This window comes from Streptomyces sp. NPDC016469 (assembly GCF_040632905.1).
GTDB lineage: Bacteria > Actinomycetota > Actinomycetes > Streptomycetales > Streptomycetaceae > Streptomyces.
On sequence record NZ_JBEYCQ010000053.1, the window covers coordinates 1 to 24,669 of the forward strand.

At 74.6% G+C, this 24,669-nt stretch carries 22 protein-coding genes; 2 read left to right on the forward strand and 20 right to left on the reverse strand.

The window, feature by feature from the left end; all coding sequences use genetic code 11:
- From ABZ565_RS33880 to ABZ565_RS33925, 10 genes are all read right to left on the reverse strand, one after another.
- The coding region (locus tag ABZ565_RS33880) for a homocysteine S-methyltransferase family protein (RefSeq protein WP_361035729.1) at window positions 1–1,739 on the reverse strand (1,739 nt) is incomplete at its 3' end.
- The gene (locus ABZ565_RS33885) at window positions 1,736–2,719 is read right to left on the reverse strand and encodes a carbohydrate kinase family protein (protein WP_361035732.1); all 984 of its coding nucleotides are present in this window, start codon (window positions 2,717–2,719) and stop codon (window positions 1,736–1,738) included. The genes ABZ565_RS33880 and ABZ565_RS33885, both read right to left, overlap by 4 nt.
- Window positions 2,720–2,759: 40 nt before the next feature.
- The gene (gene metK, locus ABZ565_RS33890; protein ID WP_361035735.1) at window positions 2,760–3,971 is read right to left on the reverse strand and encodes a methionine adenosyltransferase; all 1,212 of its coding nucleotides are present in this window, start codon (window positions 3,969–3,971) and stop codon (window positions 2,760–2,762) included.
- Between the two features lie 46 nt (window positions 3,972–4,017).
- Window positions 4,018–6,081, reverse strand: coding sequence for a condensation domain-containing protein (locus tag ABZ565_RS33895; protein ID WP_361035738.1), 2,064 nt, complete (start codon window positions 6,079–6,081; stop codon window positions 4,018–4,020).
- 279 nt (window positions 6,082–6,360) lie between these two features.
- Window positions 6,361–7,194: a 4'-phosphopantetheinyl transferase superfamily protein gene (locus tag ABZ565_RS33900; protein WP_361035741.1), complete on the reverse strand. Its 834-nt coding sequence runs from the start codon at window positions 7,192–7,194 to the stop codon at window positions 6,361–6,363.
- A 25-nt stretch (window positions 7,195–7,219) separates the two neighbouring features.
- A complete protein-coding gene (locus tag ABZ565_RS33905; protein ID WP_361035744.1) occupies window positions 7,220–8,995 on the reverse strand; it encodes an acyl-CoA dehydrogenase in 1,776 nt (591 codons plus the stop codon).
- Between the two features lie 142 nt (window positions 8,996–9,137).
- A complete protein-coding gene (locus ABZ565_RS33910) occupies window positions 9,138–10,094 on the reverse strand; it encodes an aromatase/cyclase (RefSeq protein ID WP_361035747.1) in 957 nt (318 codons plus the stop codon).
- A 45-nt stretch (window positions 10,095–10,139) separates the two neighbouring features.
- Window positions 10,140–10,934 carry an SDR family NAD(P)-dependent oxidoreductase gene (locus ABZ565_RS33915; RefSeq protein ID WP_361035750.1) on the reverse strand — a complete coding sequence of 265 codons (795 nt, stop codon included), beginning with the start codon at window positions 10,932–10,934 and terminating at the stop codon, window positions 10,140–10,142.
- Window positions 10,931–12,634: an FAD-dependent oxidoreductase gene (locus ABZ565_RS33920; RefSeq protein WP_361035753.1), complete on the reverse strand. Its 1,704-nt coding sequence runs from the start codon at window positions 12,632–12,634 to the stop codon at window positions 10,931–10,933. The genes ABZ565_RS33915 and ABZ565_RS33920 overlap by 4 nt, the downstream gene beginning before the upstream one ends.
- Window positions 12,635–12,677: 43 nt before the next feature.
- A complete protein-coding gene (locus tag ABZ565_RS33925; protein ID WP_361035756.1) occupies window positions 12,678–14,252 on the reverse strand; it encodes a class I adenylate-forming enzyme family protein in 1,575 nt (524 codons plus the stop codon).
- 169 nt (window positions 14,253–14,421) lie between these two features.
- Between ABZ565_RS33925 and ABZ565_RS33930 the strand changes: the two genes are divergently transcribed.
- Window positions 14,422–14,910: a nuclear transport factor 2 family protein gene (locus ABZ565_RS33930; RefSeq protein WP_361035759.1), complete on the forward strand. Its 489-nt coding sequence runs from the start codon at window positions 14,422–14,424 to the stop codon at window positions 14,908–14,910.
- A gap of 6 nt (window positions 14,911–14,916) precedes the next feature.
- On the opposite strand, the gene ABZ565_RS33935 is transcribed toward ABZ565_RS33930, so the two are convergent.
- The 6 genes from ABZ565_RS33935 to ABZ565_RS33960 form a co-directional block, all read right to left on the reverse strand.
- A complete protein-coding gene (locus ABZ565_RS33935) occupies window positions 14,917–15,816 on the reverse strand; it encodes an MBL fold metallo-hydrolase (RefSeq protein WP_361035762.1) in 900 nt (299 codons plus the stop codon).
- Window positions 15,817–16,080, reverse strand: a complete 264-nt coding sequence (locus tag ABZ565_RS33940) for an acyl carrier protein (protein ID WP_361035766.1) — start codon at window positions 16,078–16,080, stop codon at window positions 15,817–15,819. It abuts the gene before it with no gap.
- 56 nt (window positions 16,081–16,136) lie between these two features.
- Entirely contained in the window at window positions 16,137–17,375 is a 1,239-nt protein-coding gene (locus tag ABZ565_RS33945) for a beta-ketoacyl synthase N-terminal-like domain-containing protein (protein WP_361035769.1), read from the reverse strand.
- Window positions 17,372–18,637, reverse strand: a complete 1,266-nt coding sequence (locus tag ABZ565_RS33950) for a beta-ketoacyl-[acyl-carrier-protein] synthase family protein (RefSeq protein ID WP_361035771.1) — start codon at window positions 18,635–18,637, stop codon at window positions 17,372–17,374. Before ABZ565_RS33950 ends, ABZ565_RS33945 begins: the two co-directional genes overlap by 4 nt.
- On the reverse strand, window positions 18,634–19,389 hold the full coding sequence (locus tag ABZ565_RS33955; protein ID WP_361035774.1) for a thioesterase domain-containing protein: 756 nt from the start codon (window positions 19,387–19,389) through the stop codon (window positions 18,634–18,636). Before ABZ565_RS33955 ends, ABZ565_RS33950 begins: the two co-directional genes overlap by 4 nt.
- A gap of 90 nt (window positions 19,390–19,479) precedes the next feature.
- Window positions 19,480–20,301 (reverse strand): AfsR/SARP family transcriptional regulator, encoded by an 822-nt coding sequence (locus tag ABZ565_RS33960; RefSeq protein WP_361035777.1) that lies wholly within the window; start codon window positions 20,299–20,301, stop codon window positions 19,480–19,482.
- Window positions 20,302–20,604: 303 nt separating this feature from the next.
- On the opposite strand from ABZ565_RS33960, the gene ABZ565_RS33965 reads away from it, so the two are divergent.
- Window positions 20,605–21,555, forward strand: coding sequence for an AfsR/SARP family transcriptional regulator (locus tag ABZ565_RS33965; RefSeq protein WP_361035780.1), 951 nt, complete (start codon window positions 20,605–20,607; stop codon window positions 21,553–21,555).
- Here ABZ565_RS33965 and ABZ565_RS33970 read toward each other — a convergent pair.
- The 4 genes from ABZ565_RS33970 to ABZ565_RS33985 all read right to left on the reverse strand — a co-directional run.
- Window positions 21,537–22,079 (reverse strand): acyl carrier protein, encoded by a 543-nt coding sequence (locus ABZ565_RS33970; protein WP_361035783.1) that lies wholly within the window; start codon window positions 22,077–22,079, stop codon window positions 21,537–21,539. The genes ABZ565_RS33965 and ABZ565_RS33970 overlap by 19 nt on opposite strands.
- Window positions 22,080–22,131: 52 nt before the next feature.
- On the reverse strand, window positions 22,132–22,779 hold the full coding sequence (locus tag ABZ565_RS33975; protein WP_361035786.1) for a ScbR family autoregulator-binding transcription factor: 648 nt from the start codon (window positions 22,777–22,779) through the stop codon (window positions 22,132–22,134).
- 31 nt (window positions 22,780–22,810) lie between these two features.
- Window positions 22,811–23,644 (reverse strand): AfsR/SARP family transcriptional regulator, encoded by an 834-nt coding sequence (locus ABZ565_RS33980; RefSeq protein WP_361035789.1) that lies wholly within the window; start codon window positions 23,642–23,644, stop codon window positions 22,811–22,813.
- Between the two features lie 107 nt (window positions 23,645–23,751).
- The coding region (locus ABZ565_RS33985; RefSeq protein ID WP_361035792.1) for a carboxyl transferase domain-containing protein at window positions 23,752–24,669 on the reverse strand (918 nt) is incomplete at its 5' end.

The following is a 24,669-nucleotide window of genomic DNA, read 5'->3' on the forward strand; positions in this document are numbered from 1 at the left end:
ACGATCGCCGAATCCAGGCCCGCCTTCACGCACTCGTCCAGGAAGACCGAGTTGAGCACCACGCGGGCGGCCGGGTTCAGGCCGAAGGAGATGTTGGAGAGACCCAGGGTCGTCTGGACGTCCGGGTGACGCCGCTTCAGCTCCCGGATCGCCCCGATGGTGGCGATCCCGTCCTTGCGGGACTCCTCCTGACCGGTGCAGATGGTGAAGGTCAGGGTGTCGATGAGGATGTCCGACTCGCGGATGCCCCAGGTGCCGGTCAGGTCGGCGATCAGCCGTTCCGCGATGGCCACCTTGTGCTCGACGGTGCGGGCCTGGCCCTCCTCGTCGATGGTCAGCGCGATCAGCGCGGCGCCGTGCTCCGCGGCCAGCTGGGTGACCTTGGCGAAGCGGGACTCGGGCCCGTCGCCGTCCTCGTAGTTGACGGAGTTGACGACGGCCCGTCCGCCCAGCCGTTCCAGGCCGGTCCGCAACACGTCCACCTCGGTGGAGTCCAGCACGATCGGCAGCGTCGACGCGGTCCCCAGGCGGCCCGCGAGCTCGTCCATGTCGGCGACGCCGTCGCGGCCCACGTAGTCCACGCACAGGTCGAGCATGTGCGCGCCCTCGCGGACCTGCTCCCTGGCCATCTCGACGCAGTCGTCCCAGCGGCCTTCGAGCATGGCCTCACGGAACTTCTTGGACCCGTTGGCGTTCGTACGCTCACCGATCGCCAGGTACGCCGTGTCCTGGCGGAACGGCACCGTCTGGTAGAGCGACGCGGCGCCCGGCTCCGGCTGCGGGGCCCGGTCCGGCGGCACGATGCCCCGTACGCGTTCCACGACGGCCCGCAGGTGGTCCGGGGTCGTCCCGCAACAGCCGCCCACCAGCGACAGGGCGTAGTCCCGTACGAACGCCTCCTGCGCGTCCGCCAGGCCGTCCGGCCCGAGCGGGAAGGAGGCGCCGTCCGCGCCCAGCACGGGCAGACCCGCGTTGGGCATGCACATCAGGGGGGTCGCCGAGTGGCGGGCCAGGTGGCGCAGGTGCTCGGTCATCTCGGCCGGTCCGGTCGAGCAGTTCAGGCCGATGAGGTCGATGCCCAGCGGTTCCAGGACCGTGAGCGCCGCGCCGATGTCCGAGCCGAGGAGCATCGTTCCGGTCGTCTCGAAGGCGAGCGAGCAGATCAGCGGGACCCGGACCCCCGTCGCGTCCATCGCGCGGCGCGCGCCGACCAGGCCGGCCTTCGTCTGGAGGAGGTCCTGCGTCGTCTCCACGATCAGCGCGTCGGCGCCGCCGGCGAGCAGCCCCTCGGCGTTCGCCTGGAAGCCGTCCCGGATCGTGGCGTACCGGATGTGACCGAGCGAGGGCAGCTTGGTGCCGGGCCCCATGGAGCCGAGCACCCAGCGCTGCTCACCGGTGGACGCGGTGAACGCGTCGGCGGCCTCGCGGGCGATGCGCGCACCGGCCTCGGACAGCTCGTGGACCCGCTCGGGGATGTCGTACTCGCCGAGCGCCGCGTGGTTGGCCCCGAAGGTGTTCGTCTCGACGCAGTCCACGCCCGCCGAGAAGTACGCGTCGTGGACCGAGCGCACGATGTCGGGGCGGGTCGCGTTGAGGACCTCGTTGCACCCTTCCAGCTGCTGGAAGTCGTCGAGCGTGGGGTCCTGGGCCTGGAGCATGGTGCCCATCGCGCCGTCGGCCACCACCACACGGGTGGCGAGCGCCTCCCGGAGCGCGGCGACCCGCTCCCCCGCGGTCATGACGCACCGCCCAGGACGGGAGCGAGCGCGGCCGCCGCCCCGGAGCCGTACTGCCGCCGCAGGATGTCCAGCAGGCGGCCGGCCTCCGGCTCGTACGCCTGGGAGCCCACGGCCCCCAGCGCCAGCGAGGCGACCGCGCAGCCCAGCCGGGCCGCCTGCTCCGGGCCGGCGCCCCGGACGGTGGCGGCGAGGAAGCCCGCGCGGAACGCGTCGCCCACCCCGGTCGGGTCGGCCGTCTCGACGCCCGCGATGCCCGGCACCGTCAGGGCGGGGGCGCCGGCGCTCTCGATGCGGACGCCCCGCGCGCCGAGCGTGGTGACCCAGCTGCCGACGCGGCCCAGCACGTCGTCGCGGTCCCAGGAGGCGCGTTCCAGCAGGAGCGCCGCCTCGTACTCGTTGGTGAACAGCCACCGGGCGCCGTCGACCAGCTCGCGCACCTCGTCCCCGTCCAGGCGGGCGAGCTGCTGGGAGGGGTCGGCGGCGAAGGGGACGCCGAGGGTCCGGCAGGCCGCGGTGTGCCGCAGCATGGCGGCCGGGTCGTCCGGCGCGACGAGGACGAAGCCGACGCCGCCGGCCCGGGCCGCCTCCGCCGCCAGGTCGATCTCCCGGGCCTCCGCCATGGCGCCCGCGTAGAACGCCGCGATCTGGTTGTCGTCCTGGTCGGTGATGCACGAGAAACGGGCGGTCTGCCGCTCGTCGCTCACGCGCACCGCACCGGTGTCGACCCTGTGCTCCTTGAGCCACACCTCGTACGTGGCGAAGTCGCTGCCGACGGCACCGACCAGCAGCGGATCCAGTCCGAGCGAGCCGAGCCCGAAGGCGATGTTGGCCGCCACTCCGCCGCGCCGCACCTCCAGGTCGTCCACGAGGAACGAGAGCGACACATGGGCGAGCTGGTCGGCGATGAGCTGGTCCGCGAACCGGCCCGGGAAGACCATCAGGTGGTCGGTGGCTATGGAGCCTGTCACCGCGATACGCATACGAATCCCTGTCCCTCTCGACTGGGCCGGTGGACGCCGGTCAGAGACCGGCGGCGGCCTTGAGCTGCTCGACGCGGTCGGTGCGCTCCCAGGTGAAGTCGGGCAGTTCGCGGCCGAAGTGCCCGTAGGCGGCGGTCTGCCGGTAGATGGGGCGCAGCAGGTCCAGGTCGCGGATGACGGCGGCCGGGCGCAGGTCGAAGACCTCGCGGATGGCGCTCTCGATCCGGGCCTGCGCGACCTTCGCGGTGCCGAAGGTCTCCACGAAGAGACCGACCGGCTCGGCCTTGCCGATCGCGTACGCGACCTGGACCTCGCAGCGGGTGGCGAGGCCGGCGGCGACGACGTTCTTGGCGACCCAGCGCGTCGCGTACGCCGCCGAGCGGTCCACCTTCGACGGGTCCTTGCCGGAGAAGGCACCGCCGCCGTGGCGGGCGTAGCCCCCGTACGTGTCGATGATGATCTTGCGGCCGGTGAGGCCGGCGTCGCCCATCGGGCCGCCGATCTCGAAGCGGCCGGTCGGGTTGACCAGGAGCCGGTAGTCGTCGGTCTCCAGCTTGATGCCCTCGTCGGCGAGTTCGTTCAGGACATGCTCCACGACGTGCTCGCGGATGTCGGGGGCGAGCAGGCCCTCCAGGTCGATGTCCGCGGCGTGCTGGCTGGAGACGACGACCGTGTCCAGGCGCACCGGGCGGCTGCCCAGGTAGCCGATCGTCACCTGGGTCTTGCCGTCGGGGCGCAGGTAGGGGACGGTGCCGTTCTTGCGTACCTCGGTGAGGCGGCGCGAGAGCCGGTGCGCCAGGTCGATCGGCAGCGGCATCAGGCTCGGCGTCTCGTCGCACGCGTAGCCGAACATCAGCCCCTGGTCGCCGGCGCCCTGCTGGTCGAGCGCGTCGTCGCCGGAGCCGTCGACGCGCTTCTCGTACGCCGTGTCGACGCCCTGCGCGATGTCCGGGGACTGCGCGCCGATGGAGACGGAGACCCCGCAGGAGGTGCCGTCGAAGCCCTTGGCGGAGGAGTCGTAGCCGATGTCGAGGATGGTCTCGCGCACGATGCCCGGCACGTCCGCGTACGCCGACGTCGTCACCTCGCCCGCGATGTGGACCTGCCCGGTCGTGATCAGGGTCTCCACCGCGACGCGGGAACCCGGGTCCTGTGCGAGGAGCGCGTCCAGGATCGCGTCGCTGATCTGGTCGGCGATCTTGTCGGGGTGTCCCTCGGTCACGGACTCCGAGGTGAACAGACGTGTCGTCATGACTCTCCTGAGGTGTGAGGTGGGGCGGTTGGCGTGACCGCGGCGGTCACCGGGTGCGGCGGACCACCGCTTCGAGGATGTGGGCGAAGGTCCCGGCCGGCGTCGCGGTGCCGGTGAGGACCACTCCGGGCGGCCTGCGTCCGGCCGCGACGAGTTGCCTGGCGAGCGCGTACGCACGCTCGCCGCCCCCGCAGAACGCGCCGAGCACGAGAGGGCCGCCGAGGTCGGTCAGCGCCCCCACCACGGCCTCGGCGGCCGGTGCGGAGGCGTCCGCGTACGGCGGCGGCCGCAGCAGCACCACGGCCTCGGGCCCCCGGTAGGCATAGGCGACCCGGGTCAGCGAGGACAGCGGGGTCCCCGGCGCCCGGACCAGGCAGACGGTGCCGGTGCCGGGGCGCGAGGCGGGCCGCAGCTCCGTCAGCGCGGCCCCGCGCCGGGTGCCCGGCCGTCCGCGCGGCGCCCGGTCCGGCGGTCCCGCGAGGAGCGCGAGCGCCCCGCCGACCGTCATCGCGGGCGTCGCCGTACGCGGCAGTTCGCGCAGGGCGTGCGCGGTCCTGGTGAGCAGGTCCTCGGCCTGGGCGAGGCCCGTCCCGAGGCAGGTGGCGGTGAGCACGAGGCCCCCCTCGTCGTCCCGGTGGGCGACGAGCGTGAGCGGGAAACCGGTGCGCGCTCCCAGCGTCTCGGGGGTGCTGACGCGGACGCCCAGCGCGGCGAGCGCCGGTGCGAGGTCGCCGGGCGGGCGCGGCCGGTTCTCGAAGACGACGAGGCTGCCGGTGCGCGGGACGGCCGTCGGCGCGGCGGGGCCGCCGGGCCGGGTCCAGGACCGGATGCGCCCCTGCGACACCCACTCGTACCCGGACACGTCCAGGACCTGGTCGCGCAGGCGGGCCGGGAGTTCGGTGAGCGGGGCGTACGGGTTGACGCCGGCGGTCATCGGCAGCGGGTTGCGCAGGGCGGCGGGCAGCCGTTCGACACCGTCGAGGAGGATGCCCCGGCCGGAGACCGCCGCGCTGAAGCTGATGTCGGCCGCGCCCTCGTGGCCGCCGGCCCGGTAGAGGGCCAGCGCCCACACGGCGTGCAGGGCGCTGCTCTCCGGGCAGCCGAGGCCCCCCGCCCACGCGGCGAGCCGTTCGCTCTCCTCGGGCGTGATCCGGGTACGGACCTGGCCGGTGCCGCCGCCGGCGGGCGGATACGTGGCGGGGCCGGGCGGAGCGCCGCGCCAGAACTCGCGGGCCGGGGCGGTGTCCTGGGCCGCGAGCCAGCGCGAGTAGTCGCCGAGGTCGGGGCGGCGGGCGCCGCCGGGCAGCTCACCGCCGGCCAGGTAGGCGCGGTAGAACTCGTGCAGCAGCAGCCGCACGCTCCAGTCGTCGAGAAGCGCCGGGTGGAAGCTCAGCAGGACGCGGGTCCTGCCCGCCGCGTCCGGGCCGCCGCCCAGGAAGGTGACGCGCAGCGGTCCGGGCCGGCGCGGATCGAGCCCCCGGCGCCGGTCGGCCTCGACCAGCGCGTGCCAGTCCACGCTGCCGAGCGGGAAGCGCAGCACTTCGGTCCCCGCGCCCTCGTGGCAGACGATCCACGGCTCGGGCCCCTCCTCGAAGGCGGCCCGCAGCACGCTCTCCCGTTCGGCGACGGACTGCCAGGCGGCGGCGAGCCGTGCCGGGTCGAGCGGCCCGGACCAGGTGACCGCGAGCTGTTCGCACCAGCCCTCGGTGCCGGGGTGCGCGTCCGCGTCCGCGAGGAGTTCCCGTTGCAGCGGCGTCGGCTCGATCCGGGGTGCGGGCCCGGGGCCGCTCTCCGTGACGGTGAGCAGGTCCGCGAGGAGCCCGGCGGGAAAGGGCGCGTCGCCGGCCGGCGGCCCGTCCGGGGTCAGGCGCAGGGTGTGGTGCCCGTCATCGGCGGGTTCCAGGCGCGGCCGCCAGGCGGGGGCGGGGCGCGTACCGAGCCGGCCCAGGCGGTCGAGGGCGGCCTCGACGCGGTGCGGGTCCACGGGGCCGCGCAGCTCCAGGACGGGCGGTCCGGCCGGGTCCTGGTCCGTGAGGTCGAGGACGACGGTCATCGGGCCGCCGGGGGTGGCCCGGGCGGCGGTGGTGTGCGAGGAGTGGTCGGTGGTCATCGTCCTGCGGGGCACACATGCGGGAGCGCGGCGGACCGGCTGTGGCGCGCATGCGGGAGACCCCCTCCCTCCCCTCTGTCGGCGAATGCGGAACGAGTATGCGAGGGCCCGCCCACACGGCACTGACACGGCACTGACACGGCGGTGGTCCGGTGGTGGGGCGCCGCGGTCCCGCAGGATTCCGTCGGGGAGGCGACCGGTTCCGTACCGTACGCGGGCATGCGAAGGCCCCGCGTCTTCCTCCAGCGGGACTGGACGCGGGGCCGAGCAGCGCACGATTCAGCCCAGCAGTTCGGTGACCGCTCCCGCGAAACCGGCGTCCAGCATGGTGCGGACCGTGGTGTCGGCGGAGGCGGCCAGGCCCGTGTCGTGGCAGGCGACGCTCAGCATGTACCGGCCGCCCAGGACCCGGTGGGTGGCGAACGCCCACTCGCCGTCGGCGGCGGGCCGGCCGTCGGGCGCGAGCAGTTCGCCGCCGCCCTCGGCGAAGCCGAACTCGGTGAAGTCGAGCCGCAGCCCCTGCCCGAGCGCCTTGGTGTACGCCTCTTTGAGCGTCCACAGACGCAGCAGCCGCGCCGCCCGCTCCCTCTCCGGGAGGTGTTCCAGCGCCCCGCGCTCGGCGGGCGTCAGTACGTGTCCCTGGAGCAGGTCGTACGACATGGGCCGGGTGGCGGGTTCGACGTCGACGCCGATCCGGCCGTTGCGGCTGATGCCGACGGCGATCATGTCCTCGGTGTGCGTGAGGCTCACGTCGATCTGGTCGAGGCTGCGCAGATACGGCCGGCCGCCGATCCGGTACGCGAGGTCGAGCTCGGCCGGTCCGGTGCGCAGGGCGGCCGCCGCCGTGTACTTGGTGACGAGGCGCGAGGCGAGGAACCGGTAGCGCAGCGTGGGGTCCTGGGTGCGCCGGTAGCGCTGCCAGTCGCCGCCGAGCAGGTGGCGCAGGGCCGGCTGGGTGACGGCCGCCCCCAGCCACTCGCCCCAGGTGGTGTGGACGACGGCGTTGCCGTGTCGGTCCATGGCCTCGCGCACCAGGTGCCAGGGCGCGCCGGGCCCCGCGACGTGGAGGGGTGCGCTGATCCGCCCGGCACCGGGCGCGGGGATGCTCGTCATGGCCTGCCTTCCTGGCCTCGGGGGGTCACGGCGCGTACGGGAGCGCGTCGAGGTCGTAGCCCAGTCCCTCGCCGTGCCGGCGGACCAGCTCGTCGAGCACCTGGTCCTGGACGCCGTCGGGCAGGGCGGGCACGGGGATGCCGAGGCGCTGCCCGGCCCGGGTGAGGGCGAGCACGGCCCAGGCGGGATCGGCGAGGAACGGGTCGGCGCCGTCCTGGCCCTCCCAGACGGCGAGCACGGCGGCGGCGCCGACGATGCGGCTGTAGCGGTCGCTGAGCCGGACGACGGCCGGGTCGGCGAGGGCGGAGGGACCGGCCGGGATGCGGCGGCACTGGGCGCGCAGCCCGCGCAGCTCGGTGGCGAACGCCTCGGCGAGCCCGGCCAGAGCGCCGGTGTGCCCGCCGGCGTCGCGGAGCGGGGCGAGCCGTTCGGCGGTCGCGACGAGGGAGGCGGCCATGAAGTCGCCGCCGCCCGCGATGCCGAGGAGCCGGTAGTCCAGGTGGGGCAGCTCGGCACCGGCGGTGAACAGCTCGGCGGGCGGCTCCGGTTCGGCGAACCAGGAGCGTTCGGCGAGGCCGCGCAGCTGGGGCACCAGGACGGACTGGCAGGAGGCGCTTCCGGCGTGCCCGAGCCCGGCGACGGGCAGGTCGCGGCTGAGCTTGCCGAGCGCCCCGTACGCGGGGCTCGCGTGGTCGTAGCCGCGGGCGCCGAGCACCGTGGCGAGCTCTTCCAGGTTCTCCCGCAGCAGTTCGGGCACCACGTATTTGACGGCGGCGGCGAAGAGGTGGGCGCTCGCGGGCAGCAGGCTCAGGGCGCGCAGGACGGTGGTGGACATCGCGTCGCAGGCCAGGAGGTCGGCGAAGACTCCGGTGAGCGGCTTGTGCCGGCGCCGGGAGACCCCGTTGCCGCGGCCCTCCGTCGCGGCGCGCGCGGCGGAGTGCAGGACCGTTCCGGCGGCGGCGGTGACGAGCCCGCAGATGAGACTCCGGTTCACCTGGAAGGCGCGCAGGGCGATGCCGGCCCCGTCGCCGGGGTGGCCGACGAGCGCGTCATCCGGCACGGGCAGCTCGGCGAACTCGAGTCCGGAGAAGAGGGCCCCGCGCATTCCGGAGCTCTCGACCCGGGGCAGGTGGCGCAGGTGTGCCGGGTCCTGTCCGGCCGGGTCCAGCAGCAGGACGGAGTGGCTGCGCGGGCCGGGGGCGTCGTCGGTGCGGGCGTAGACGACGTGGAGGTCGGCGCGGGAGGCGTTGAGGATGACGTCCTTGCGGCCGCTGATCCGGCGTCCGCCGGGGGCCGGGCGGGCGGTGAACTCGTGGCGCAGGATGGCGTTGGCGTGGGCGAGTTCGTGGTGCAGGATCGCGATCCGGCCGCCGCCCAGCAGCAGACGGGCGGTCTCACGGCGCTGCGGCTCGTCCCCGGCCGCCCACACGGCGCCCGCCGCGAAGAGCGAGATGAGTCCGTGGCCCATGCCCAGCCCCAGGTCACGCCGGAACACCGGCCGCACGGCCCGGGCCAGCAGATCGGCGCGGGTCAGCCGGCCGCCCAGGGCGACGGGCACGCATTCGGCGCCGAGCCCTTCGTCGGTGAGCAGCGCCTCGGTCGCCTCGGGCGGGGTGCGGCGGGCGTCGGCGTCGAACAGGGCGGCGAACCCGTGCGGGTTGGCGGGGTCGTAGGGGTCACCGAGCCGTGCTTCCAGGCGTCGCGCCCGGTCGAGGGCGTCCGCGTCCGCGCGGCCGGGGGCGGGGGAAGAGGAGGAGGGAGTGGGGGCGGGGCGCCCGGGGAGCTCTGCGATGGTGGTCATGACGGCGGCGTCCGCCTCCTTCGTCGTACGGGCACGGGGTGCGGGTGGGCGTGGCTCGACCCTGCGGGCGGCCGCTCGCGACGCGGTGGAGACCCGCTCGGGAACCGCTCCACGACCGGTCCGGACACGCCCTGGGGGTGTCTCACAACATCCGGATCGCGGTCTCCGCGTGCCGCTTGGCCAGGTTGAGCGTGGCCGTCGAGTTGCGGCCCAGCGCCTCGCGTACGTACCGGCGGGCCTCGGGCAGGCCGGCGCCCGCGCCCAGCACCCGTTCGACGGCGCTCTCGCGGAGGACGACGGTGTGCTGGGAGACGACGGTGACACCGGTCTCGTCGGGCACCACGGACCACTCGCCGGTGTGCGCCTCCATCAGGGCGGGGGTGGCGGTCTGCTTGTAGACGATGCGCCCGGCGTGCGGGAAGCAGATGCGGACGGACTCGGTGGTGTGCGTGCTGCCGTCGGCGGTGACGGTGTCCATGGCCATGACCTGGACGCCGGGCGCCGGCTCGGTGAGGTCGAGGCGCGAGACGTGCGGGACCAGCTCGGGCCAGTCGCCGACGCGGTACAGGAAGTCGTACACCAGCTCCGCCGGCCCGTGAACGCGCACCGAGTCCTCGAAGGACAGGACGAGGTCGTCCAGGAGGGTCCAGCGCTCCGCGATCCCCTTCAGACTGGCCAGCTCGGCGCGGGAGTTGGTGTCGCAGGCGGTCTCGACCCAGCGCACGTCGTCGGGGCGGTCCCCGGCGACGGTGAAGTCGTGCAGCAGGACCAGCCGGGCCCCGCCGCCGGGGCGCTCCTCGACGATCCAGGTGCCCTCCATGGTCTCGACCGGGGCCTGCGGCCGGGTCTGCCGGAAGGTGATGCGGCGCGCCGCCGGGTCCTGGGCCCGCTCGGAGAGCCAGGACCGCACATCGCCGTTGGCGGTCGCCCACATGCGCAGCCGCTCGTCCCGGCCGTCGAACTCCAGGCGCTCCACATGCACGTTGGGCGGGAAGAACAGCGGCCAGCGCTCGGCGTCCGCGATCAGCCCGTAGACGACGCCCGGCTGGGCGTCCACGTCGACACTGTGCCTCGTCCGGTGCACACGTACGTCCGACACCACACACCTCTTTCTCGGTTGTTCGTGCTCACTGACTGGGGACGGTCAGAAGTTGCCCAGGCCGCCGCAGACGTTGAGGGCCTGCGCCGTGATGGAGGCGGCGGGCCCGGACGCCAGGTAGCCGACCAGGGCCGCGACCTCCTGGGGGGTGGAGTAGCGCCCGAGGGGGATCTTCGCCTCGAACCGGGCGAGGACGTCCTCGTCGGTGGTGTCCCAGGCGGCGGCGTACCCCGCGCGCACCCGCTGGGCCATCGCCGTCTCGACGTAACCGGGGCAGACGGCGTTGACGGTGACACCGGTCGGCGCCAGCTCGCGGCCGAGCGCCTTGGTGAAGCCGACGACGCCGTGCTTCGAGGCGCTGTACGGGGCGCCGAGCAGGACGCCCTGCTTGCCGGCGGTGGAGGCGATGTTGATGATCCGGCCCCGGGCGGCGGCGTCCTGGAGCCCGCCGTTCGCCAGGGCCTCGCGGGTCACCAGGAAGACGCTGTTGAGGTTGGTGTCGATGACGTCGTACCAGAGCTCGTCGGTGAGCTCGGCGGTCACGCCGCCACCGCTGCGGCCGGCGTTGTTGACGAGGACGGTCAGCGGCCCGTACGCGGTGACGGCGGCGCGCACCAGGGCGGCGACGTCCTCGCGGGAGCGCACGTCGGCGGCCTGCCCGGAGACGTCGAGGCCCTCGTCGCGCAGGGCGTCGACGGTCTCCTTGACGGCGGCGTCGGTACGGGCGCACAGGAAGACGCGGTGTCCGGCGCGGCCGAGCGTACGGACCACTTCCAGGCCGATACCGCTCGTGCCGCCGGTCACCAGGGCGACGGGACGGGTCTCGGGGGTGGCGGTCATGGGCGGTGCTCCTTCGTCGTGGCCAGGGATACGGAAACGGCGCGCGGCTCCGGACGGGCCGGCAGCGCGAGCGGGGCGGACGGCCCGACCGGGGCGAGGGCCCGGTCCAGGGCGGTCCGGCTGAGCACGGGCCCGCGCGCGGCGACGTACCCGTCGGGGCGCACCAGGAGCCAGGAGCCGGGGCGCAGGCCGAGCGCGGTGCGCAGCGCGGCGCCGGGGTCCGTGAGCGGTGCGGGGCCCTCGGAGCCGTCGGCGCGACCGCCGACGGTGCGCACGGAGAGCCACTCGGCGTACTGGGCGGCCGCGGTGACGGCGACGCCCACGGGCACGTCGCCGGGTCCGGTGCCGCCGGCCCCGAGCAGCAGGCTCCACCGCACGTCCCGCAGCTCGGCGGCGAACGCCTCGCGCACGGTGGGTTCCAGTCCGTCCAGCGCGACGGCCCTGGCGCGCACGCCCGGGGCGGGCCCGGTGGCGGCGTTCCCGGGGGTGGTGAGCGGGGATGCGCCGTAGCCGATGCGCAGCCCGGACATCCCGCCGAGGACCTTGCGCTGAATGGCGCGGCGCAGCGGGGTGACGTTGCGTACGACGGTGAAGACGACGGGCAGCACGGCCGCGGCGAGCAGGTTCTTGAGCTGCACGAGGACGGTGGCGGTGCGGGTGGAGTCGAGGAGGGCGGCGCCGATGGGCACGCGCTCGGCGCCGTAGCTGTCGAGCAACGGTTCCGCGGCGTGGCCCTGTTCGACCTGGGCGAGCTTCCAGGCGAGGTTGTACGCCTCCTGGATGCCGGTGTTCATGCCCTGGCCCGAGGCGGGGCTGTGCACATGGGCGGCGTCGCCCGCGACGAAGACCCGGCCCTCCCGCATCCGGTCGACCCGGCGCTGCTGGAACGTGAAGACGGACGTCCACTCGCTGGCGCCGACGGTGACCGGGCGGCCCAGGCCCTTGGACAGCTTCGCGCTCAGGCGTTCCTCGGCACCGGCGGGGTCGCGGTCCGGCACGGTGTCGAGGAGGCGCCAGTGGCCCTCGCGCGCGTAGGGCACCATCATCAGGGCCTGTCCGCCGGTGTGCGCCCAGTAGATGGTGTCGGGCGGCAGGTCCATCGTGACCGGTGCGTCGGCCAGCATCCACGTCTCGCTGCTGATGCCGGCGAGTTCCAGGCCGAGGAGCTTGCGGACGGTGCTGTGGCCGCCGTCGCACCCGATCAGCCACGAGGCGTCCGCGGTGCGCCGGGTGCCGTCGGCGTCCTCCAGGGTCACCCGCACCCCGTCCGGGTGCTGGTCGAGGCCGGTCAGCCGGACGCCCCACTCGATGTCGACGCCGAGCCGGGCCACGGCGTCGCGCAGTACGGCCTCGGTCTCGGTCTGGCCGATGACCAGCGTGAAGGGGTACGCGGTCGGCATCGACGCGTAGTCGGCCTGGAGGCGGACCAGCCGGCGGCCCTCGGCGTACATGGTGAAGGCGGCGTTCCGGCGGCCCCGGGCGAGCATGGCGTCCACGACGCCCATCTGGTCGTACGTCTCCAGGGTGCGCGGGTGGGTGGCGACGGCGCGGCTGGTGCGCGCGGGGCCGGGTGCCGCGTCGATCAGGCGGACCCGCAGGCCGCGGCGGGCCAGCTCGTGGGCGGCGGTCAGGCCGACGGGGCCGGCGCCCGCGATCAGCACCTGCGGCGGGGCGGCCGGCTCCGTGCCGGAGTTCACCATGGTCGGTCTCCCGGGGTGGTGAGGCGGATGGTCGTCGGGGCGGTCACAGGGCGGCGCTGGCGCGCAGCTTCTGGCGGACGGCGCGCCGCCGGGGCTTTCCGGTGGGGGTGCGCGGCACGGTGTCGATGGCCTCGGCGAAGCGGATCTGCTCGAAGCGGCCGAGGCGTTCGTTGGCGCGTTCGGTGATGGCGTCGAGCACGTCGAGCACGCCGTGGCCGTACGGGTCGCCGCCCGCCCCGGCGTCCTCGCGCAGCACGATCCCGGCCCACACCAGGGCGCCGTGCTCGGGGTCGGGCCAGTCCGCGACCAGGCAGTCGGCAACCCGGGGGTCGTCGGCGAGTATCCGCTCGACGCGGCTGGGCGACACGATCTCGTTGTCGTACTTGAAGACGTCGGCGAGCCGGTCGACCAGGCTGAGGTTGCCCTCGTCATCCAGGCGGCCGACGTCCCCGGTGGCGAAGAAGCCGTCCGCGTCGACCCGGGCGGGGTGCGCGTCGCCCAGGTAACCGGCCATCAGCTGCGGCCCCCGCACCATCACCTCGCCGACCGACCAGGGGCCGAGCGGGCGCCGGGTCGTCAGGTCCACGATGCGGCACTCGGTGCCGGCGACGACGGAGCCGACGGTGCCGTGGCGGTAGCGGCCGGGCCGCTGGCTGTGCGTGAGCGGGGACAGCTCGGCCATGCCGTAGCCCTGGATGACGGGCACGCCGAGCCGTTCCTCCAGGACGCGCGCCGCCTGCGGCCGCAGCGCCGATCCGCCGGAGAGCACGGCGGTCAGCCGCAGCCCGTCCGGCGCACCGCCCGCCGCCAGGCGCTCGTCGGAGGCCAGGGCGTGCAGCCGGGCGGGCAGCCCGTAGTAGTGCGTGGCCCCCGCGCCGGCGGCGGCGCCGAGCGAGGCGAAGGGGTCGGGGTCCTGGCAGAGGACCTGGCAAGCCCCCGCGTACAGGGCCGAGTTCAGGTGCATGACGTGGTACAGCGGCAGGTGGTTGAGGGTCACCGACGCGCCGGTCAGGCCGTGCGCGTCGGCGGTCTGCCACGCGTTGGCGACCACGTTGCGATGGGTCAGCAGGACCCCCTTGGGGGCGCCGGTGGTCCCGGTGGTGAACTGCACGCACGCCACATCGTCCGGGGCTGCGGCCGGCCCGGTGTACGGCTGTGCCCCGGCAATCAGCTCGTGCAGCGGGACGGTGCCGGCGGGGGCCCTCCCGTCCATGACGACCACGGTGCGCAGGGTTGGCAGCCCGGATGCGATCCCCGTGAGGGACGCGGCGGTGGCGGCGGGCGCGAGGACGATCTCGGCGCCCGACGTGCCGAGCACATGGCGCAGCCCTTCCCGCGGGAGCAGCGGGTTGACCAGGACGACCGTGGCACCCGCCCGCACGACCCCGTGGTACGCGGCGGCGAACTCCGGGGTGAGGACGTGGGTGACCCCGACCCGGGTACCGCGGCCGGCGCCCGCCGAGGAGAGCCATCCGGCGATCCGGTCGGCGTAGGCGTCGAGTTCGGCGAAGCGCAGCACGCGGGTCGCGGTGCGCACGGCGGTGCCTTCGGGGTCGCGCCGCGCCGCGCGCCGCAGCAGTCCGTCCACCAGGAGTTCGCCGTACGGGGTGTCGCGCACCGGGGTCCCCTTCCGTCGTCCACCGGCGGCCTTTACCTCCGGATTGCCATCACCCTCCGCCGGTGCGCTTGAGGAATCTTTGAAGAGCGCTCGATCAGCACCACGGAAGGTGGGTGAGAACCGCCCGAAGAACCGCCCGAAGACCCCTGCGGATGAGAAGGAAGACACGATGACGGCCGACACCACGCACCTCACCGGACCCGCGCCGGACACCTCGGACTTCGGTTCGCTGTATGCCGAGGTGCAGCAGTTCTACGCCCACCAGATGCAGCTCTTCGACCGGCACGAGGCCGAGCGCTGGGCCGCCACGTTCACCGAGGACGCCGTGTTCAGCGTGCCCACGCTGGACAGCCCGGTGCACGGGCGTGCGGAGCTGGCCGCCAACGTCCACCGCAACCGGGCCCGTCAGGAACGGGAGGGCGGGCAGCTGCGCCACTGGATCGGGATGCTCGACGTGGACGTCCGCCCGGGCGGCGTCCTGCACACCCGCGCCTACGCGCTGGTCTTCGCGACGCCCCGGGGCGGCGTGCCCGCGGTGCACCGGTTCTGCGTGATGGCGGACGAACTGGTGCGCTGCCGGGGCCGGCTGCGGGTGCGGAACCGGGTGGTGTCACGGGACGACCTCACGGCCGGCTACCCGGCCCCGGTGCTGGTGTAGAAGGCGTCAGGCGCGGCAGACCGGCAGACCGCCGTGGTACCGGGCCATCTCCTGGAACAGCGCCCCGATGTCGAGGGGCGCGCCCGGGAGGGCGCCGCGCTCCTCCGCGTAGGCGCGGTGCAGATTGGGCACCAGGCGCTCGGAGTCCAGGAGCCCGGCGTACGGGCCGGGTCCCGCTTCCCGGGCGACGTCGTACGGGGTCAGGCCGGCGGCGACGCCCTCGCGGGCGAGCTCCTGGAGGCGGCGGAAGTACCCCGCGTCGGCGTCGAGGAGTTCCGGGCCGCCGACCGGTCCGTGGCCGGGTACGACCGTGAGCGGTTCCAGGGCGCGCAGCTCGGCGAGGGCGCGCAGGGAGCCGCTGACGGAGCCCATGGGGCAGAACGGGGTGACGCCGTTCATCACCACGTCACCGGCGAACAGGACGCGCTGCCCGGGCAGCCACACCACGGTGTCGCCGCAGGTGTGCGCGGGTCCCACGTGCAGGAGTTCGGCCCGCAGCTCCCCCACGTACAGCGTCATCCGCTCCTCGAAGGTGACCTGCGGGACGACGACCTCCAGGTCCCCCCAGCGCACCTCGGGCCAGAGCCCCGTCAGGTGCAGGCCGGCCGCGGCGGCCTCGTCCCGGGCCCGCGCGTGGCCGACGACGACCGCTTCCGGGAAGACGCAGTTGCCGAAGGTGTGGTCGCCGTGGAAGTGCGTGTTGACCAGGTAGCGGGGCGGTCCGGCCGTGACCGCCAGGACCCGGGCGCGCAGGGCGCGGGCCCGGTCCAGGGTGGCGACGGTGTCGACCAGGGCGCTCTCACCGCCGCCGGCGAGCAGCCCGGAGTTGTTCAGGCACCAGCCGCCGTCGCCCTGGACATGGGCGTGGACACCGTCGGCGATCTCGGTGAGCCGGCCGTCCCGCATTCAGGCCGCCGACCGGGAGCTCAGCGCCCCGTTGACGAGGTCGAGGTACGCGCGCGGGGTCTGCGCCTCGTCCAGCGCCTCCTCGTCCAGTGCCACGTCGTAGTCGCGCTCGACGACGCCGGTGACCTGGAGCAGAGCCAGCGAGTCGTACCCCAGGTCGAGAAAGAGGGTGTCCAGGGCGGCCTCGTCCAGCGGCACGCCCTCGTCGCTGCCGGCGGCGTCGCGCAGGAGGGCGGCAAGGTCGGTCAGGTGCAGGCGGTCCACGGTGTTCCTTCCTGGTACGGGTGTGCGTACGGGTGGTGCTCAGCGGTGTACGGCGCTCACGCGCGAGGCGCGCGCACCACGGCCGCCGCGTTGAACCCGCCCCGGCCGCGTGCGAGGACCAGGGCGTGCCGCAGCCGCGCCGGGCGGGGCGCGCCGGTCACCAGGTCCACCGGGCAGTCGTCGGCGAGCCGGCCGACCGGTGCGCCGGGCGGGACGACCTGGTCGCGCAGGGCGAGCAGGGCCGCCGCCAGATCGAGGGCGGACCCGCCCGAACCGAGGCGCCCGAACAACGACTTCGGGGCCGTGACCGGCACCCCGTACGGGCCGAAGAGGGCGGCGAGCGCGGCGGCCTCGGCGCGGTCGGCGTCCGGGTCCCCGGCGGCGTCCGCGAAGACCACGTCCACGTCCGCCGCGTCGGTCCCGGCGTCGGCGAGGGCGAGGCGAGCGGCGTCGAGCAGGCGGGGTGCGCCGCGTCCGGGCGCGGGGTCGAAGGTGGCGGCGCAGCCCTCGACGGTGCCGAGGACGCGGGCTCCCCTGGCGTGCGCGGCGTCGCCGTCCTCCACGACGAGCAGGGCGCCGCCCTCCCCCACGACGTGCCCCGAGGCGTCTGCGGAGAACGGGAGGTAGGCGTCGGCCGGGTCGCGCCGGGTGCTCAGGCCGCCGGCGGCGAGGTGGGCGGTGAAGCCCCAGGGGCACACCGTCGCGTCGAAGCCGCCGGTGAGAACGGCCCGGCCGCCCCTGCGCAGCTGGCGCCGGGCCTGGGCCATCGCGTCGAGGCCGCCCGCCTGCTCGGAGACGACGACACCGCTGGGGCCGCGCAGACCGTGCCGGATGGAGATCTGCCCGGAGTTGGCGGCGTAGAACCAGGCGAAGGACTGGAAGGCGCCCACGTACCGGCTGCCCTTGCTCCACAGCTCCTGGAGCTCGCGCTGGCCGAACTCGAAGCCGCCCGCGCCGTTGGCGGTGACGACGCCCATGCCGTACTCGGGGAGGGCGGCCGGGTCGATGTCCGCGTCGGTGATGGCCTCGGCCGCCGCCGCGAGGGCGAGCCGGGTCACCCGGTCGGTCTGCGGCAGCAGCTTGGCCGGGACGTGCGCCGCGTCGTCGAATCCGGTGACCTCCCCGGCGAGGACGGCCGGGTAGCCGGAGGCGTCGAACCGGGTGACGGGGCCGATGGCGCGGTGACCGCGCAGGACCGCCGACCACCAGGTCTCGGTGCCGACGCCGCCGGGTGCGGCGACGCCGATGCCGGTGACGGCCGCGGTCGCGGTCCGGGCGGGTGCGAGTGCGGTCATCGGTGCGCCTCCGTCCGGGGTGCGGTGAGCACCATCGCGCTCTGGAAGCCGCCGAACCCGCTGCCGACGCTGAGGACGGTGTCGGTGCGCTGCTCGCGGGCGACGAGCGGTACGTAGTCGAGGTCGCAACTCGGGTCCGGGTCGTGCAGATTCGCGGTGGGCGGCACCGTGTCGTGCTCGATGGCCAGCGCGCACGCGGCGATCTCCAGAGAGCCGATCGCGCCGAGCGAGTGCCCGATCATCGACTTGATGGAGCTGACCGGCACCCGGTAGGCGTGCTCGCCCAGACTCGCCTTGAACGCGGCCGTCTCGTGCTTGTCGTTCTGCTTCGTCCCCGAGCCGTGCGCGTTGACGTAGTCCACGGCGGTCGGGTCGAGCCGCGCCTCGTCCAGGGCGATACGGACGGCCTCGGCCATCTCCCGCCCGTCCAGGCGCAGTCCGGTCATGTGGTACGCGTTCGAGCGGCTGGCGAACCCCGCGATCTCCGCGTACACGTGCGCGCCCCGGCGCACCGCGTGCGTGTACTCCTCCAGGACGAGCACGGCGCTGCCCTCGCCGAGGACGAAGCCGCCCCGGGTCCGGTCGAAGGGGCGCGAGGCGGTCTCCGGCTCGTCGTTGCGCGCGGAGGTGGCGCGGATCGCGTCGAAGGAGGCCAGGGTGATCGGGGTGATCGGGGCCTCGGACGCACCGGCCAGCATCACGTCGGCGCTGCCCTCCCGGATGAGCTCCGCGGCGTGCCCGAGCGAGTCCAGGCCGGAGGTGCACCCGGTCGAGACGACGGCGACGGGGCCGAGCGCCCCGGCGTCCCGGGCGACCTCGGCGGCCACGGAGCTCGGCACGAGGTAGTCGCCGAGCCGTTCCTCCGCGCGGGCCGGGTCCAGCAGCCAGCGCTCGCCGCCCTCGCTGACGTGCGCGTACACCTCGTCGAGACCGCTGCTGCAACCGACCGCGGTGCCCAGGGCCACGCCCGTGCGCTCGCCCCCGGCCGCCAGGTCGAGGCCGCTGTCGGCGACGGCCTCGCGGGCGGCGGTCAGCGCGAACTGCGCGACCCGGTCCAGGCGGTGGGCGTCGCCGGCGCCGAAGCCGTGGCGCGCGGGGTCGAAGTCGGCCTCGGCGGCGATCCGGGACCGGAACGACGTGGCGTCGAAGCGGGTGATGCGACGGGTGGCGGTCCGGCCCTCCGTCAGCAGCGACCAGAACGCGGCGGTGCCGATCCCGCCCGGGGCGACCACCCCGACACCGGTGATGACGACCCGCCTCATCGGACACCCGCCGGCTGCGGGGCGAGACGGCGCACCACGCGTGCCGCGCGGCCCACCAGGCGGGGCAGGTCGTGGCCCCGGAGGAAGAAGTGGTCGCCGGGCACGGTGCGGACGGCGAAGGGGCCGGTGGTCCAGGCGCGCCACCGCGCCATGGCCTCGGGCCGGGCCAGCGGGTCGTCGGCGCCGGCCACCGCGAGGACGGGGACCGCGAGGGGCCCGGCGGGCGAAGGTTCGCGGGCGGCCGTCCGCAGCTCGTGGGCGAGGACGAGGTCGTCGCGGAGCACCGGCAGCACAGCCTGGTGCCAGAAGTCGCCGGGCCGGGCGCGCTCGGGCAGGGCGTTGGCCTCGCCGAGGAGGCGCAACAGCTCCTCGTCGCCCGCCCGGCACTGGTCGGCCAGGGCGGACAGCTCGTCGGGCGGGGGGCAGGCGCCGACGACGAGCAGCGCGGGCCCGGGGAGCCCCGCCTCGTGCAGGGCGCGGGTGACGCTGTACGCGACGAGGGCGCCGAGGCTGTGCCCGTACAGAAGGTACGGAGCGCCGCCGCCCTCGCCGGTGAAGTGGGGCAGCTGGTCGGCAAGCAGGTCCGCGGGGCGGGTGAGGCGCGGCTCGGAGCGCCGGCGTTCGCGGCCGGGCAGCAGGTGCGGCACGGTCTCGACGCCGGGGCCGAGGCGCGGGCCCCAGCCGTAGTAGGCGGAGACGCCCGCTCCGGCGTGCGCGAAGCAGTGGAGCCGTACGGGCCGTTCGTCGGACATGGGCCGTCCTCTCACGCGGTAGGGGTGTGAGCCCTCTCCGACCGCAGCCTGGCAATCCCCGCTCGAACGGTGCTCGCGCTCCGCCTGGATTCAGGCCGCGTACAGATCGAACGTGGACAGTCCGCGCGGCCCGCTGAGCACGTCGAGCGCGGGGTCGACGGTGAGCATGGCCCGGTGCAGCCGCTGCATCTGCGGTGACGGCTCCACGCCCAGCTCCTCCACGAGGCGCAGTCTCAGCCTGCGGTAGACGTCGAGGGCGGTGGCCTGGCGGCCGGACCGGTAGAGGGCGACCATCGCCTGCGAGTGCAGCCCCTCGTGCTGGGGATGCCGCATGATCAGGTCGGTGAGCTCGGCGAGGACCTCGGTGTGCCGGCCGCAGCGCAGGTCCGCGTCGATGCGCCGCTCGACGGTGACCAGACGCGACTCCTCCAGCCTCATCACCTCGATGTCGAGGACGGGGCCCAGCCGTACGTCGACCAGCGCCGACCCCTGCCACATGGCGAGCGCCTCACCGAAGAGCGAGGACGCCCGGACGTCCTCGCCCCGGTCGAACGCGCCCCGCCCGGCCGTCACCAGTTCCTCGTAACGGTGCACGTCGACGGCGTCCCGCGGGATCTGGAGCAGATAGCCACCGTGCCGGGTGGCCAGGACCTCCTTGGCGGCGCCGGGGGTGTCGGGCCCCATGGCGGTGCCGAGCCGGCGGCGTAACTGGAGGATGTAGGTCTGCAGGGTGGTCATGGCGCTCTGCGGCGAGTTGCTGCCCCAGATCTCTTCCATCAGGGTGGGCACGGGCACGACGCGGCCCGGATGGAAGGCGAGCAGCGCGAGGAGCTGTCGCGGCTTGCCCGCGGTGGGCACGATCGACATCCCGTTGACCTCGGCGCTCAACGGACCCAGAACCTGTATTCGCACGGTGGCCTCCCAAGGACCGGCCAGGGTGGACCCGGCCGTGATCGCCTGTGCCGGCGCCTTCGCCCCCGTGGCCGAAAGCCGTCGGCGCAAGGCACGCTAGCCCCGGGCACACCGCGCGCCTCATTCTCTCGATCAGCGTTCGAGCAGCTCTCCAAGCAGGGATTGCGGCCGAATTGCGGCCCCCGGTGTGCCGCCTCAAGAACACGCAGACGACGGCTGGAGGGGCACTCGGGCGGTATCCCCCGGCCATCGGGCGGTCGTTACCGTCCATGCCGTGACCGGATTCCGAGGGAGGGCCACCCGATGAGCGTCCTCGCCACTCCGCGCCCGAAGGCGGCGCGTTCCGCCGCCGCGAACAGCCCTGTCGAGTTCCGGCTGCTGGGCCCGGTCATGGTCCACGACGGCACCGGCGGCACGGACATCGTCCCGGCCGGTTCCAAGCAGCGGGCACTGCTCGCCTCCTTCGTCACCCACGCCGGGGTGCTGCTCGACGTGGACCGGCTGGCGGCGGAGCTGTGGGACGGGGCGCCTCCCGGTAACGCGGCGAACGCCCTCCAGGCCCATGTGGCGCGGCTGCGGCGGCTGCTGCCCGCGCCCGGGGACTACGGCCACGTACGGATCAGCACCCTGCCGACGGGGTACCTGCTCGACCTGGGCGGCGCCTCCACCGACGTCCAGCGCTTCACCCGGCGCTCGGCCGAGGGGCGGGCGGCCGTCGCCACCGACCCGGCACGGGCGGCGAAGATCCTGCACGGCGCCCTGGAGCTGTGGCGCGGCCCGGCGCTCCAGGACTGCCGCAGGGGGCCGGTGTGCGCGGCGGAGGCCGACCGGCTGGACGAGATGCGGCTCACCACGCTGGAGGCGCTGTACGAGGCGAGCCTGCGCTGCGAGCGGCACGGCGAGTGCATCGGCGACCTGGAGCGGCTGACCGCCGACCACCCGCTGCGCGAGCGCTTCTACGACCTGCTCATGGTCGCCCTGTACCGCAGCGGCCGCCAGGCCGAGGCCCTCGGCGTGTACGAGCGGGCCCGGCGCCGCCTGGTCGCCGCCCTCGGCATCGAACCGGGCCCGGCACTGCGCGGCCGCCTGGAGTCGGTGCTCACCCACTCCCCCGGCCTGTCCGCGCCCGTGGCCCCCGGCGTCCTGGACGAACTGGACCGGCTGCGCCGCCGGGTGGACGAGCTGGGCAGGCAGCAGCTGGAACTGACCCGCCGGCTGAACGCGGCGACGGGCACTCAGGCGGTGGCGAGGTGAGCGGCGAGCGCGGTGAGGTCCGGGTGGTCGTGGAGGACGACGGCACGTTCCCGTAGTCCGTACAGCCGGTTGACCGCCGTCATGAACTCCGCGCCCGCCCGCGCGTCGACACCCAGATCGCTGAACGGGGCGCACGGGTCCAGGTCCCACGGATCGCAGGCCAGGACCTGCGCCAGCTCCTCGCGCAGCTCGTCGGCCGACGGCAGCGGACGGCACGGCGGCGCGGCCGGGGCGGCGACGGGCCGGGGGCCGGCCACGCACCGCGTCTCCCGGGCCACGTGCAGGGCGAACGCCTCAAGGCTGGGGTGATCCAGGACGGCCGCGCCCTTGATGGCGGTGCCGAAGCGGGCGTTGACGGTCGCCACGAACTCCGTGCCGAGCAGCGAGTCCAGGCCGATCTCCGGGAACGGCTGCCAGGGGTGCAGGGTGCACGCCTCGCGCCCGGTGACGCCGGCCAGCAGGCCGAGCAGCGTGGCCAGGACGTCGGCGGGGGCGGCCACGCAGTCCCGCGGTGAGAGGGTCATGGGGCGTTCTCCGGACAGGCGCCGGGCCGACGCGATGGGGGCGGAGGGCATGTCACGCGGCCCGCACGGCCTCGGCGCAGGGCCGTGGCGGCGCCGTGCGGTAGCGGCCGGTCCGCCCGGGGCCCACGAGCACCGGCAGCAGCAGCCGCCACAGGGACCCGCCGTCCTCCGGCCGCGGCCCGGCCCCGGCGGACCGGTCCGTTCCGGGCGGCGCCATCCCGTACATCAGGGCGGCGAGCAGCGCCTCGGCGCCGTCGCCCCGGGCCTCCCCGCTCAGCTCCCCGGCCGCGTCGGCCTCGTCCAGCAGGCGCCGGGCCTCGGCGAGCCACGCCCGGCGCAGGCCGCTGGTGCCGGACGGCCCGGCCACACCGTCGTCGGCCAGCCGGAAGGCGGCCCGGACGACCGGGTCCTCGCGCCGGACGAGGGCGAGCCAGTGCGTCAGGTCGATGAGGTTCTGCACCGGCCTGCCGCCGGTGGCCCGCCGCTCGTCCAGGAACTCCCCGAGCAGGGTGCGGCCGTGGAGCGCCACCGCGTCGGCCAGCGCCTCCTTCGACGGGAAGTGGAAGTACAGCGCGCCCTTGGTCACGCCCGCGGCGGCGGCGATCCCGCCGAGCGTGGCGCTCGCGTACCCGCTCCGGGTGAACAGCTCCGCGGCGGCGTCGATGAGCCTGCGCCTGGTGCGTTCCGACCTCTCCTGCATTTCGCCCTCCCAGGACCGTGGGACCCCGCGCTCAGCCGACCTGGGTCAGCCGCTCGCCGGTGTCGGCGGCGGCCGTCCCGGGTGCCGGTGCGGACCCGGCCCTCAGAATGGAGCGCTGCAGTCGTTGCAGCCCTGCGGATGGCTCGAGCCCCAGCTCACCGACGAGCCTGGCCCGCAGCCGGTGGTAGGCGTCCAGCGCCTCGCTGCGCCGGCCCGAGCGGTGCAGGGCGACCATGTAGTGGGCGTGCAGGTTCTCGTGCGTGCGGTACCGGCTGACCAGGACCGTGAGTTCGCTCAGCAGCTCGCGGTGCCGGCCGAGGCGCAGGTCGGCGTCGATGCGCTGGTCGAGGGCGCACAGCCAGGTCTCCTCCAGGCGCCGGATCTCCATGTCCAGCCGCGGCCCCGTCCGTACGTCCAGGAGGGCGGAGCCGGTCCACAGGGCGAGCGCGTCCCGCAGTTCGCGTGCGGCGCGCCGGAAGTCGCCGGCGTCGCTCGTGCGGTAGCCGCAGCCGACGAGCCGTTCGAACTCGCGGACGTCGACGGTGCCGCCCGAGGTGTGCAGCGTGTACCCGCCGGGTGCGGTGACCAGGACGTCCTTGGCGGTACGCGACGAGGCGTCACCCGGGGCCCGTTCCAGGGCCGCGGCGATGAGCTCGCGTACCTGTAACACGTAGGTCTGCAAGGTGGTACGGGCGCTGCGCGGCGGATTCCCGCCCCACAGCTCCTCGATCAGGTCGGGCACGGAGACGACACGGTCGGCGTGCACGGCCAGGAGCGCCAGTACCTGCCGGGCCTTGGGCGCCGTCGGGGTGACCGAGAACCCGCCCTCGGTGACGACCAGCGCGCCCAGTACTTCGATGTCCATGGTGCTCCCCCTCTTCACGCATGAGTCATCAGCGAAGCTAAAAACAGGACGCGCGGTTTGTCAATACCAAACCACGCGCCCCGTTTACAAGAGGGCTCCAGGGACCTCTACTGCGGGGGGTTGCCGTGCTTGCGGGCCGGCAGGTCGGCGTGCTTGGTGCGCAGCATCACGAGCGAGGCGATCAGGACCTCGCGCGTCCCGGCCGGGTCTATGACGTCGTCCACGAGCCCCCGCTCGGCGGCGTAATAAGGGTGCATCAGCTCGGTCCGGTACTCCTTGACCATGCGGGCACGCATCGCATCGGGGTCCTCGGCCTCCGCGATCTGCCGACGGAAGACGACGTTGGCGGCGCCCTCGGCACCCATGACCGCGATCTCGTTGGTGGGCCAGGCGTACGTGAGGTCCGCGCCGATCGACTGCGAGTCCATGACGATGTAGGCGCCGCCGTACGCCTTGCGCAGGATCAGCGAGATGCGGGGCACGGTGGCGTTGCAGTACGCGTAGAGCAGCTTGGCACCGTGCCGGATGATCCCCCCGTGCTCCTGGTCGACGCCCGGCAGGAAGCCGGGCACGTCGAGGAGCGTCACGAGCGGGATGTTGAAGGCGTCGCAGAGCTGCACGAAGCGCGCGGCCTTCTCGGACGCCTCGATGTCCAGCACCCCGGCCAGCGACTTCGGCTGGTTGGCGACGATGCCCACCACTTCACCGCCCAGCCGGGCGAGGGCGCAGATGATGTTGCGCGCCCAGTGCTCGTGGACCTCCAGGTACTCGCCGTCGTCCACGAGTTCCTCGATGACCTCCGCCATGTCGTACGGGCGGTTGCCGTCCACCGGCACCAGGTCGAGGAGGGTGTCCGAGCGGCGGTCGGCCGGATCGGTGGTCGGTGCCACGGGCGGGTTCTCGCGGTTGTTCTGCGGCAACAGGGACAGCAGGTAGCGGACCTCGGCGATGCAGGTCTCCTCGTCGTCGTACGCGAAGTGCGCGACGCCCGAGGTCTCGGCGTGGACGTCCGCGCCCCCCAGACC

Coding starts and splice junctions, on each gene's coding strand:
- ABZ565_RS33965 (WP_361035780.1), top strand. CDS start 20,605: ATGAGCGTCCTCGCCACTCCGCGCCCGAAGGCGGCGCGTTCCGCCGCC.
- ABZ565_RS33930 (WP_361035759.1), top strand. CDS start 14,422: ATGACGGCCGACACCACGCACCTCACCGGACCCGCGCCGGACACCTCG.
- ABZ565_RS33900 (WP_361035741.1), bottom strand. CDS start 7,194: ATGACGAGCATCCCCGCGCCCGGTGCCGGGCGGATCAGCGCACCCCTC.
- ABZ565_RS33975 (WP_361035786.1), bottom strand. CDS start 22,779: ATGCAGGAGAGGTCGGAACGCACCAGGCGCAGGCTCATCGACGCCGCC.
- ABZ565_RS33905 (WP_361035744.1), bottom strand. CDS start 8,995: ATGACCACCATCGCAGAGCTCCCCGGGCGCCCCGCCCCCACTCCCTCC.
- ABZ565_RS33895 (WP_361035738.1), bottom strand. CDS start 6,081: ATGACCACCGACCACTCCTCGCACACCACCGCCGCCCGGGCCACCCCC.
- ABZ565_RS33920 (WP_361035753.1), bottom strand. CDS start 12,634: ATGGTGAACTCCGGCACGGAGCCGGCCGCCCCGCCGCAGGTGCTGATC.
- ABZ565_RS33970 (WP_361035783.1), bottom strand. CDS start 22,079: ATGACCCTCTCACCGCGGGACTGCGTGGCCGCCCCCGCCGACGTCCTG.
- ABZ565_RS33950 (WP_361035771.1), bottom strand. CDS start 18,637: ATGAGGCGGGTCGTCATCACCGGTGTCGGGGTGGTCGCCCCGGGCGGG.
- ABZ565_RS33980 (WP_361035789.1), bottom strand. CDS start 23,644: ATGGACATCGAAGTACTGGGCGCGCTGGTCGTCACCGAGGGCGGGTTC.
- ABZ565_RS33935 (WP_361035762.1), bottom strand. CDS start 15,816: ATGCGGGACGGCCGGCTCACCGAGATCGCCGACGGTGTCCACGCCCAT.
- ABZ565_RS33955 (WP_361035774.1), bottom strand. CDS start 19,389: ATGTCCGACGAACGGCCCGTACGGCTCCACTGCTTCGCGCACGCCGGA.
- ABZ565_RS33915 (WP_361035750.1), bottom strand. CDS start 10,934: ATGACCGCCACCCCCGAGACCCGTCCCGTCGCCCTGGTGACCGGCGGC.
- ABZ565_RS33885 (WP_361035732.1), bottom strand. CDS start 2,719: ATGCGTATCGCGGTGACAGGCTCCATAGCCACCGACCACCTGATGGTC.
- metK (WP_361035735.1), bottom strand. CDS start 3,971: ATGACGACACGTCTGTTCACCTCGGAGTCCGTGACCGAGGGACACCCC.
- ABZ565_RS33945 (WP_361035769.1), bottom strand. CDS start 17,375: ATGACCGCACTCGCACCCGCCCGGACCGCGACCGCGGCCGTCACCGGC.